Annotated in this window: 10 protein-coding genes and 1 tRNA gene; 6 read left to right on the top strand and 5 right to left on the bottom strand. The window is 37.9% G+C overall.

Annotation, left to right across the window (positions count from 1 at the left end; all coding sequences use genetic code 11):
- Positions 1–27 precede the first annotated feature (27 nt).
- From EOK74_RS01810 to mutY, 5 genes are all read right to left on the bottom strand, one after another.
- Positions 28–2,646: a bifunctional diguanylate cyclase/phosphodiesterase gene (locus tag EOK74_RS01810; RefSeq protein WP_133468186.1), complete on the bottom strand. Its 2,619-nt coding sequence runs from the start codon at positions 2,644–2,646 to the stop codon at positions 28–30.
- Positions 2,647–2,779: 133 nt separating this feature from the next.
- Positions 2,780–3,175, bottom strand: a complete 396-nt coding sequence (locus EOK74_RS01805) for a c-type cytochrome (RefSeq protein ID WP_133468185.1) — start codon at positions 3,173–3,175, stop codon at positions 2,780–2,782.
- Positions 3,176–3,467: 292 nt separating this feature from the next.
- Positions 3,468–3,543: transfer RNA gene (locus EOK74_RS01800), tRNA-Phe, on the bottom strand.
- 167 nt (positions 3,544–3,710) lie between these two features.
- Positions 3,711–3,983: an oxidative damage protection protein gene (locus tag EOK74_RS01795; protein ID WP_133468184.1), complete on the bottom strand. Its 273-nt coding sequence runs from the start codon at positions 3,981–3,983 to the stop codon at positions 3,711–3,713.
- A 22-nt stretch (positions 3,984–4,005) separates the two neighbouring features.
- The gene (gene mutY / locus EOK74_RS01790; protein ID WP_133468183.1) at positions 4,006–5,064 is read right to left on the bottom strand and encodes an A/G-specific adenine glycosylase; all 1,059 of its coding nucleotides are present in this window, start codon (positions 5,062–5,064) and stop codon (positions 4,006–4,008) included.
- A 78-nt stretch (positions 5,065–5,142) separates the two neighbouring features.
- Between mutY and EOK74_RS01785 the strand changes: the two genes are divergently transcribed.
- The 6 genes from EOK74_RS01785 to EOK74_RS01760 all read left to right on the top strand — a co-directional run bounded on the left by EOK74_RS01785 (position 5,143) and on the right by EOK74_RS01760 (position 11,287).
- Positions 5,143–5,871: an alpha/beta fold hydrolase gene (locus tag EOK74_RS01785; protein WP_133468182.1), complete on the top strand. Its 729-nt coding sequence runs from the start codon at positions 5,143–5,145 to the stop codon at positions 5,869–5,871.
- A 102-nt stretch (positions 5,872–5,973) separates the two neighbouring features.
- Complete coding sequence (trmB, locus tag EOK74_RS01780) at positions 5,974–6,693, top strand: tRNA (guanosine(46)-N7)-methyltransferase TrmB (RefSeq protein WP_133468181.1); 720 nt, start codon at positions 5,974–5,976, stop codon at positions 6,691–6,693.
- Positions 6,693–7,718 (top strand): class I SAM-dependent methyltransferase, encoded by a 1,026-nt coding sequence (locus EOK74_RS01775; RefSeq protein WP_133468180.1) that lies wholly within the window; start codon positions 6,693–6,695, stop codon positions 7,716–7,718. Before trmB ends, EOK74_RS01775 begins: the two co-directional genes overlap by 1 nt.
- 61 nt (positions 7,719–7,779) lie before the next feature.
- Positions 7,780–9,204, top strand: coding sequence for a glycogen synthase GlgA (gene glgA / locus EOK74_RS01770; protein ID WP_133468179.1), 1,425 nt, complete (start codon positions 7,780–7,782; stop codon positions 9,202–9,204).
- Complete coding sequence (locus EOK74_RS01765; RefSeq protein WP_133468178.1) at positions 9,204–9,527, top strand: hypothetical protein; 324 nt, start codon at positions 9,204–9,206, stop codon at positions 9,525–9,527. Before glgA ends, EOK74_RS01765 begins: the two co-directional genes overlap by 1 nt.
- A 110-nt stretch (positions 9,528–9,637) precedes the next feature.
- Complete coding sequence (locus tag EOK74_RS01760) at positions 9,638–11,287, top strand: sensor histidine kinase (RefSeq protein WP_133468177.1); 1,650 nt, start codon at positions 9,638–9,640, stop codon at positions 11,285–11,287.
- Positions 11,288–11,307 lie beyond the last annotated feature (20 nt).

Here is an 11,307-nt window from a genome sequence, read left to right as displayed (position 1 = left end):
CTAAGTTAGAGGTATTACTTCTGAAGCTTAAATTGCTTTGTCTAAATTCTGAGCAAAATCAATTTTACTTGAGGCTTCTAAGTATTTACCTTGCCCAAACTCACATTTTGCATTAACTAATGCTTGGTATTGTTCTTCTGTATCTATACCTTCTGCAATGAGTTTAAAGTTTAAATGTCCTGAAATAGCTCTCAATGATTCTAACAGTTTTAAATTGCGTTCAGATCGAGTTAAACTTTTTACAAAAAGATGATCAACCTTAACGTAGTCAAATGGATAGGTGTATAAGTAGCTTAAGGAAGCCAGCCCGCTACCAAAATTATCTAACACTAAGGTGATGCCGGCACGTTTTAATACTTTAATAGCAGGTAAAAACAACAAAGAGCTACGATTGAGCGCATTTTCATCAAATTCAAATACTAATTTGTTTGGTTCAATACCACAGCTTTTAATATATTCCACCAAAGATTTAGCTAGGCAGGTTTGAGTTAAGTGGTGTATAGAAAGGTTGATTGCTACTTTTCTTTGATGAGCATTATTTAGATTGCTTTGCCCCCAGTAGCGAAGAATATTGCATGCTTTGTTTAACATGAATTTATCCATCTCTACTGTTAACCCACTTTGCTCTGCAAGTTGGAAGTATTGCTCTCGTTTAATTCTACCTAAGGTGGGGTGTTCCCAACGAATATAGCATTCGGAATAGATAGCTTGTTTGTTTTGTAGATCAAATACTGGCTGTGAATAATTTTCAAAAGCATCTGCATTGAGTACTTTTCTAAAAGCGCTTTCTATTTCAAGCTCTTCAAGTAACTTTTCACGCATGGTCTTATCAAAAATAATATAGCGGCCACGTCCCAGTGATTTTGCTTGATACATTGCGGCATCAGCATCCCTTAATACTTCGTCAGCCTTTTGATAACCACTTTCGATTGAAGCAATACCAATACTGGCACCAGAGTAAACATCTTTGTTCTCAATATTAAATGGTTGGGCTATTGACTTAATAATTCTTGATGCAATTTCTTCAATATCTGTAGCCGTTTCAAAGTTATCAAACAAGACTACAAACTCATCCCCACCTAAACGTGCTAATAAATCATGCCCACGAATACAAGAGTCTATACGACGAGCGACTTCTTTTAGGAACTCGTCACCAGCATAATGCCCAAGAGAATCATTGATTTGCTTAAATCTATCTAAATCGATAAATATCACTGCATAGTTATGTGATGCATAACGCTTTTTACTAGCTAGGGCTAAATCTAATCGAGTGTTAAATAATGTTCGGTTTGCTAATCCGGTTAAGGAATCATGGTGGGCGTCATGCTCAAGTTGCAGTTGTGCCTGCTTACGTTCTTCTATTTGTTTTTGTAAAAAGGCATTTGTGGTATGGAGTTCTTCGGTGCGTTGTTTTACTTCATTGGCTAAACGTTGGTTATAGGCTTGGATATTATCGGAGTACTTCTTTCGCTCTAAAGCAACGGCTATATGATGAGACACATACCGTAAAAATTCTAAATCCCGTAGGTTATATCGTTTTTCGTTGCCATAACTTTGTACGGCTATAACACCTAAAATGATGCCATCTACTACTAATGGAACACCAATCAATGAAGTCATTTTTTTACTAATACTATTAGCAGTATCAACTGCGAGTTCATTATTGGCGGCTAATTGTTTTACTTTAGTTGGGTCTATTAATTCTGCACTGCCATTACGAATAATATACTCAGTAACACCTAATCCTAAGGGCCTTGATTTTATTTGTGGATACACTTCGTCTTTATAATAAGGAAAATGTAGTATTTTATTATCATTATCTACTAATGCGATATAACAATTTGGAGCACCAATCAATCTCGATAAAATGTCATGGATAGTGCGATAAAAATCATCCATATTGCCTTCAATTGAAGCTGATAACTCTGAAATTTCAAACAGAGCTTGCTGCAACGCCTCAACTTTTTGTCGCTCGCTTATTTCTTCTTGTAATTCTTCATTGATTTGCCGCATTTGCTTGGTTCGTTGGCGAATCGTTTTTTCGGTCAACTCTCTGCTTTTAACGCGATCTAAGCAATTCACTATATGTTGTGATACAAATAACAATAACTCTAAGTCTTCTTGGGAATAACGTTCGGTTTCGTCATAACTTTGTACCACTATGGCGCCAATTACTTGGGAACCACGCTTTAGAGGAACTCCGACCCAATCTACAGAGTCAGCCCCCATGCTCTTAATAGAAGAGTTATTTAATAGGGTTTGTCGATTTTCTCTAGTTAAAAAAAGGTGTTCACCAGTACGTAGAAGGTGGCCAGTAAGACTGTGCTTTAGCTCTTCCGCAGATACTTTTTGAATGACTTGTTCGTCAAACTCGTCAACAAAGTAAACAAAGTCAATTAGCTCGTTTTCTTCTTCATAAAAAGCCACGAAGAAGCTTTTAGCGGGCATGAAATCGCTGATGATTTCGTGTATGGCAGGATATAAACTAGATAATTCATTAATCGAACTTGCCAACTCTGAAATATCAAACAAGGACTTCTGAATTCTTTCAGAGCGTTTGTATTTTTTGGTGATTTGTTGCAATTGAGGAACTAACTCACGCAGTTCTTCTAGCGACAATTCATTGGCAACATTTTCAGAGTTCATTGAGTTTTATTAGTAAGCTTAGCTTTGTTGATTTATTTTTTTTAGTTATCCCGTAAAAATAAACTATTCGGATCAAAAAGGCCACCCCAAGGTGGCCTTATTTTAAACAATAGATTGTTCAGTTATGGCGATTTTAAATACCATCAATCATATGTTCGATTGCTGATTTTATCTCATCGTCAGTACAGTCATTGCAGGTGCCTTTGGGTGGCATGCCACCGATACCATTGATAGCATTTTGCCAAACTGTATCAAAACCTTTTTCTAAGCGGGGACTCCAATCTGCAGCGTCTTGTAATTTTGGAGCACCTAGAACACCTATACTATGACAAGCAACACAAGTCTTGGCATATATGTCTGCTCCAGAGCGTGGGCCACTTGAAGCTGCTTCAGCTTTTGCACCGGCAATATGTACCTTGCCTACAGGCTCGATACGAGCTTTTATATCATCTTCAGTCATATCTTGAGCTTGAGCACTAAAAATACTAAATACACTCACACAAATGCATAAAAAAACTTTAAATTTCACAAAATTCTCCAAATCAGGCGTATTAACCTTAAAATCTGTAGGAGATTATAACCACTAATGCTTTATGAACAACCATTTAGAAAAAATATTCCTAATGAAATATCAAATTTTACGGCTTGAATTAAATTAAGTGGGAGATAATGGTTGATATAGTGCGATATCAATTTCTGTATTGATTTAGACATAGAGCCTAGTTAAAAACGTTTGGTATATAAAGCGATATAGGGTAAAAATTTATTAATCTTTAGAAACGAAAAACCCCAACCAAAAGGTTAGGGTTTGTCTGTAATAATGGTGCCCAGACTCGGGATCGAACCAAGGACACGAGGATTTTCAATCCTCTGCTCTACCAACTGAGCTATCTGGGCTTCAACTAACAAACTACTGTAAAAGTATGCCTGTGTCGCTGTGGGTGCGTATTAAACGGATTTACGGCTTTTAAGTCAACCACTTTTTCCGGTATTTTTGTAGATCGCTTATAGATTAAGCAAATTGACTGTAAAAAATGCCATCTAGGTTGAAATTTTTAGTTAAATTACTTGTTTGGCGCAACGTAACCTTCAATGTTTGGCTCTTTGCCTTCAAATAGGTAGGCCTGCATTTGGGTTTCTAAAAATGCTCTGTCTGTCGGCTCCATCATATTGAGCTTGTTCTCATTAATTAACATGGTTTGTTTCTTTTGCCATTCAGCCCATGCTTCTTTCCCAATATTTTCAAATATCTTCTGCCCTAGTTCGCCAGGATAAAGTTGAAAATCAAGGCCATCGGTTTCTTTTTGCATGCGTTGACAAAATACAGTTCTACTCATAATGCTCTTATTACATATTTTATTAAAATGATGCGCCAATTGTACTAAATAGTTTCTTGGTTGGCGCGGCTAATCCTAAACTTTGTGGTTGCGCTAAATCAAACCACATTTGTGAGTTTTCCATTATCTGGTGTGAGGGTTGTTGTTTTAAGTGCAATATAATTGGCTGAATATCTAAATGAAAGTGGCTAAAAGTATGACGAAAAGGGTCTAGTGCCTGTTCTTGTATCTCTCCCAATTTTAAATTAGTTGTGAACTTTTCTACCATTCTTTCATTGTCAACTTCATGAAGGCCCCACAATCCTCCCCATATACCACTTTGAGGGCGCTTATAAATTAATACTTGTTGCTGCCACATGGGGACTAACATAATTGTAGATTTAGTAGGGATTTGCTTTTTTGGTTTCTTATGGGGGAGCTCAGTTTGTCTACCTTGCACAAAGGCTAAGCATCCTAATTGCACAGGGCATCTATCACATTTAGGTTTACTACGAGTACATAGGGTAGCGCCCATATCCATCATTGCTTGGGTGTAATCGCCGGTTCTGGTGGCTGGGGTTAATTCATCTGCGTAGCGCCATAACTCGGTTTCTACTTTTTTATTGCCCGGCCAACCGTCTATAGCGAAATAGCGTGCCAGCACTCGCTTTACATTGCCATCTAAAATACTGTGTGCTTGTTGGCAGGCGAGAGATAATATTGCGCCTGCAGTTGAGCGACCTATACCTGGCAATGCGATTACTTGTTCTAGCTCCTCAGGAAACTTGCCTTGGTATTCATCACGAATGACTTGTGCTGCTTTTTGTAAATTCCGAGCGCGAGCGTAATATCCCAGTCCAGTCCAAAGATGTAAAACTTCATCTTGTGGGGCATTAGCTAAACTTAATACATCGGGGAAGCGTTCCATAAAATTACGATAGTACGGAATCACTGTTTTGACTTGGGTTTGCTGTAGCATTATTTCTGACACCCAAACCCTATAGGGTGTTTTAGTTGATTGCCAAGGTAAATCTTTACGGCCATTTTTATCAAACCATGTAAGTACGTTTTGATTAAATGGCTGACTACTATTTTTGGACACTGAATTATCGACTGTTGTTCTTACAATATTTACAGGATAATACCTTAATCTAAGATAAAAACATCAATCGAGACTTTCTTGTTAAACCCTAGTAGCAGTCCGCATAAAATCAACTCACCTGTAATATTTTTACCGGGCACTTTGTGTGATGAGCGAATATTTAATTCTTGTTGGCAACATCTGAATATCCCTAAACGCGCCTTTGTGCCTTTACAGTGGGCTCAAGATCTAGATCAAATGCGAATGTTAAGTGCTGATCGTTTAGACTATTTTGACGAGCCGGTTCACTTAATAGGCTTCTCTATGGGGGCATATATTGCAGCATTAACAGCGATTGAGCATAAGTCTCGCGTGGCTTCTTTAACCTTAATTAGTAGCAGTTGTAATGCCTTACCTGGGGATGTTTTGGCTCAGCGCAAGCAAACCCTTAAATTAATACGGAATAAACAATTTAAAGGCTCTAGTGAAAAACATCTTGTTAAGTATTTTCATGAAGCTAATCAAAATGATAATGCTCTTAAGGATGTAGTGAAAAGTATGGAACGTGATTTGGGTATGGGCGTTTTAGAGGCCCAGCTTAGCGCTACTGAGGTTAGAAAGAACTTGGTGCTTCAATTAGCAACATGTCGTTTTCCGATACAATTCGTAGTTGGCGAGCAAGATAATTTAGTCAAGCTGACCGAAATAGAGCGAGCAGTTGCTAGCTTGCAACAAGCAAAGGTGACAATAATTAAAGGTGCAGGACATATGCTGCCTTTAGAGCAGCCGATTAATCTAGCTCAAAAGCTGGTCAATTTCATAGCATGATATTTACTGGCGAAACCTTGCAATCCTTAAATGTGAAAGGATAATGCGCCACATTAGTGCTGAATTAAAACAGCAATTCGTTTTTTAATAAGAGAAAAATTCATGAGTCAGTTTAAGTCTGAAGAAGAAGCCGCTAAGTCAGGGGTTTATATTCGTAAAATTCAAAGTTTTGTGAAGCGAGAAGGGCGGCTTACGCAAGGGCAAGCAAGAGCCATTGAGCAATATTGGCCCACCATGGGGTTAGAACATAAAGCAGGGTCATTAACCTTTTCTGAAGTATTTGGCCGTTCAGCCCCTGTTGTTCTTGAGATAGGCTTTGGTATGGGTAAGTCATTAGTTGAGATGGCTGCTAAAGAGCCGGAAAAAGACTTTATTGGAATTGAAGTACATAGGCCCGGCGTGGGTGCATGCTTAAATGAAGCAGCAGAGCAAAGCGTAACTAATTTAAGATTATTTGAACATGACGCAGCAGAGATACTTGCTGACTGTGTTGCAGATAACAGTTTAGCCAGAGTACAACTTTTTTTCCCTGACCCATGGCATAAAACTCGCCATCACAAAAGACGTATAGTGCAGAGTGAGTTTGTACAAAAATTAAGAGCGAAACTGGAAATCGGTGGCGTTTTTCATATGGCTACCGATTGGGAGAATTATGCTGAACATATGTTAGAGGTCATGTCCGAAGCTGAAGGATTTAAGAACCAGTCAGAAACGAATGATTATGTGCCTCGTCCAGAACAAAGACCACTTACAAAGTTTGAACAACGTGGTCACAGATTAGGACATGGAGTGTGGGATTTAATGTTTGAGAGAATTTCATAATGTTATCTGCTCCTAGTCAATTACTAATGCGTAGCAAAGAGGTTTTTCAAACAGGTAAGTGGTTGTTTGTGAACCCTACAGATAGTCATATTAGTACCCAGTTACACAATGTAGAGCTTCATGTTTTTCATCAATACTTTGATGTTTATCAAAACAGTTGCGCCAATGGGCAGCAGGATAAGCACCTTTTTGCTGCTTCTTACCCCACAAAGGATGAGTTTGATGGGGCAGTTATTTATATGCCAAAGTCTAAAGAACAAGCAAAAATGTTGATTGCGAATATTGCTGCTTGCCTTAAAAATGGTGCTGATTTATTGCTCGTTGGTGAAAATAAAGGGGGTGTAAAAAGCGCATCAAAGATGCTTGAAGTTGTGAGTTCTCAAGTGAATAAAATTGACTCCGCCAGACATTGTGCGTTGTTTGCTGCAAAAATTGATAAAAAGATTAAACCTTTTAAGTTAACACAATGGCAAAAGGCTTTTGATATTGAAGTAGCAGGCATTGAATATAAAATTTGTTCGTTACCTGGTGTGTTTAACCATGGCTCAATCGATAACGGTACTAGTGTATTGTTGAATAGTGAAATCAAAGTTCCCAATGGACGAGTACTTGATTTTGGCAGTGGGGCAGGGGTCATAGGATGTTTTCTAGGGCTTAAAAATCCAAAGGCTCAAGTTGTAATGAGTGACGTTAGCGCATTAGCGGTTTACTGTTCTAAGGAAAGCGCTAGATTAAATGATCTAGAAGTAGAGGTAGTCGCATCAAATGGTTTAACAGAGATAAAGGGTAAGTTTGCAAGTGTATTTACAAACCCTCCTTTTCATACTGGAATTCAAACCGATTATTCAGTTTCGGAGAGTTTTATATCACAGGTTAAACAATATTTGGCTGCTGACGGAACCCTAAACTTGGTTGCTAACAAGTTTTTGAGATACTCTGAATTACTTGAAAAACGTTTTAAAATGGTTACCTTGATAGAGCAAACTACACAATTCAGTGTATATCTTTGTAGTCGAGTGAAATAGCCTTAGACTAAGCAAAATGGGAGTATGATTTAATCATTCAATTAAAGGGTTGGCTATTGCTATGAAAATATTATTTGTTGTTTCGGAAGTTGAAGATTTAGTCAAAACTGGTGGCTTGGCTGACGTAGGAAAGTCACTGCCTATCGCTTTAAAAGCAATGGGTCATGACGTGACAATAGTGATACCATATTATCAACAATTGGCCCAAAGATTTAACGCTCCTGATTACTGTGAAAAGCAGGTGTTATTTTCTGGTAATAAAGCTTATGAATTTGCCATAAAAGAGTTGAATATTGAAAATGTACAGGTATTAGCTGTTGATTATCCTGAATTTTTTGATCGAAAGGGATTATATACAGATGATTACCATGCATACCATGACAACGCAGAACGTTTTGCATTTTTTGCTAACGCAGCGCTACAAACTGCTAAAGCAGTAAGTTTTCAAGCGGATGTTATTCATTGTAATGACTGGCATACAGCATTGACCCCTTATTTTGTGACTATTGATAACAGTGGCTTTTTTACTCATGCTAAAACAATTTTTACAATTCATAATGGAGCATATCAAGGCACCCATAAATTTAGTGACATTGAATACCTGCAACCTCATTACCAGTTGCATAGCCAGCTAGACGGTGATGCCCTCAACTTTGTGCGTATGGGTATTCGATACGCAAATAAAATCAACGCTGTGAGTCCTAATTATGCGCAGGAGCTCCTATCTCCCCTTGGTTCGCATTATTTATATGACGAGTTTAATCGCAGACGAAATGATGTATCGGGTATCCTTAATGGGTGTGATTATAGTCAGTGGGACCCTGCTATAGACGAAAATATAGTAGCCCAATATGACTACTCGAATTTAGCCGGTAAAAAACATTGTAAAAATGATTTGCAGAAAAATGTTGGGCTGCCAGAGAATGATAATTTGCCGATTATAGGTATGGTGTGTCGGTTAACCGAACAAAAAGGCTTTGCCTTTATCATGCCAATCTTGGAGTTATTATTACGTCATCAATTTCAACTGGTTATTATTGGTACCGGTGACCCTGAAATCAGTGATGCGTTAAGAAATACGGCTGCAAAACATCAATCTAAATTTGCTTTCATAGAGGACTTTAGTGTTCGCAAAGCACATATGATAGAAGCTGGCAGCGACTTCTTTTTAATGCCTTCTCTGTTTGAACCTTGTGGTTTGAATCAAATGTATAGCTTAGCCTATGGCACGTTACCCATAGTCAGGGCGGTTGGTGGCTTAAAAGATACAGTGATTGATTTAGCGGATGATCCAGAATCAGCAACTGGCTTCGTTTTTGTTGAGCCTAGTGGCGAGGCCCTACTTGCTTGCGTTGAACGGGCATTACTGTTTTATTATGAAAGCCCAGACGTGTTTGAATCGACTCAAAAGAACGCTATGTTAAGCCGCTTCACTTGGGAAGATGCAGCTAAAAATTATGAAGGGCTGTATTTAGGAGCTTTGTAATGAATTTAAGGGTTCCGACAAGTTTTATTGTTTTGAGCTTTTGGGTTGTGGGGAACTCATGGGCTATAACAAAAGAATGTCTTCAAGCCCCAAGTCGAACTTCTAGCTGCCCTCACCTAATATATAAAAGAGCGGCGTTAGCAGTGCCGTCTCTGGGGATCGCCAAACATCAAGTTATATGCATTTGTTTGAGTGATATAAATAGAAATTTTAACCCTCAGAGTAATACGGTAGAGAATATTAAGCAGCAAGTTTCAATACAACGAATGGCCATAAACTATGGTTTGAGTGAAGAGGAAATAGTGAAGTTAGTTAAGAACTAGTATGCTTTTAGCTGATTTAATTCTAAATTTAATGCAAGTATTTCGTTGCGAGATAGTAATTTAATGACCAGATCGTCATTTTGGTAAATTTGGGGCAATATAAGATTCATATGGTAGCTAAGAAAACATTTCTTTCGATTAAAAGCCTCATATTATGGGGTGTAATGGCCGTTATTGCACTTACTCTAAGTCTTTCTTCTTCTATTAATTTATATAGCCAAATAATGACATACCAAAAAACGCTTGAACGAAGTGTTGTTGTTGCCGCAGAGGTAACGGGGCTTCAAGCTAAACCATTTATCGTTGAAGATGATGTCAGAGTTTTAGAGCTAATGTTAAGTGCTTTAGTGTCTTCACCTACAATTGAAAATGTTCATATATATAAGGTGGATGATGAGCCTAAGTTGAGTTTGTTAGCTAGTTACAATAAAACTGGAATAGCTCCCGTTAGAGCCAAGTACTCACAAATTAATGAGTTATTTACCCCTCAAAAATCCCTCGATGTTATGGAGGTAGTCAGGCCCATCTATTTAGAAGATAAACTGATTGGTTACGTCTATATTAGGTCTTCAGTTGCCTCTCTAGATTTACTAATTACACGCTCTTTTATTATCACCCTTGGGGTATTTTTACTTTGTTTAGCGGTGTGCTTTCTTTTAGTTTTTAAATTGCAACGATCAATTACTTCCCCTATAGAAGGTATGGGTAAGCTGGTGCAACGTATCTCTAGAACCAAAGATTACTCAAGTAGAGTAGATGCACATGGTATTAAGGAGTTAGACATATTAGGTAGTGCCTTCAATGGAATGTTGTTCAATACTCAAGAATATATAGATAAGCAAGCACAAGCCGAGGCAGAACAGCTTAAGTTGACTGTAAGTCTGGAGGGAAAAGTGCAACAGCGTACTTTGGCCTTAAAAGAAGCAAATAGTGAACTTATTCATACCCTAGAGCAGTTACATCAATTTCAAAGACAAATTGTACAAAATGAAAAAATGGCTTCTTTGGGGGACATGGTTGCTGGTGTTGCACATGAAGTTAATACTCCAATTGGCTTAGGGGTGACAGCCTCTACTATGATGTTAGATAGGCTTGCAGAAATGCGAGTAGCTTTTGAAGGTAAAACCCTCAAAGCGAGTGCTTTGACTAAATTTATTGATGAAGGTGAAGAAAATCTCAATATTATTTATCGAAATTTAAATAGAGCTGCTGAGTTAATTTCTAGTTTTAAACAAGTGGCGGTTGATCAGTCTTCAGAGAGTAGCAGAGTATTTTCATTTTCGAACTTGATGAGCGAAATTCTGATTTCAATGGGCCCTACGTTGAAGAAAACGCCTTACAAAATACATATTGCTTGTTCTGATGACCTTATAGTTGAGTCAAAAGCGGGACCTATTAATCAAATTATGATTAATTTAATTATGAACTCCATTATTCATGGCTTTGAAGGCATGGGAGAAGGTGATATTAATATTAAAATAGAACTAATTGAAAATAGTAAGGTCAAAATCGACTTCGTAGATAATGGAAAAGGTATTCCTGAACAATTGTGTAAGCGAATCTTTGACCCTTTTGTTACGACTAAGCGCGGACAGGGGGGAAGTGGACTAGGGATGCATTTAGTCTACAATCTGGTGACTCAAGGTTTAAATGGTTCGATTTCAATTGTAAGTGAAGAAGATCACGGGGTGCATTTTTCTATTATGTTTCCAGTGAAAATAGTCGATTCGAAGCATGTAAATGCTAGTACTTTTAAATAAATAAACAAAGAAGACTATTT

It is taken from the genome of Paraglaciecola marina (genome assembly GCF_004360155.1).
In the GTDB taxonomy this organism is placed as follows: Bacteria; Pseudomonadota; Gammaproteobacteria; order Enterobacterales; family Alteromonadaceae; genus Paraglaciecola; species Paraglaciecola marina.
This window is presented reverse-complemented; position numbering and strand designations above follow the sequence as displayed.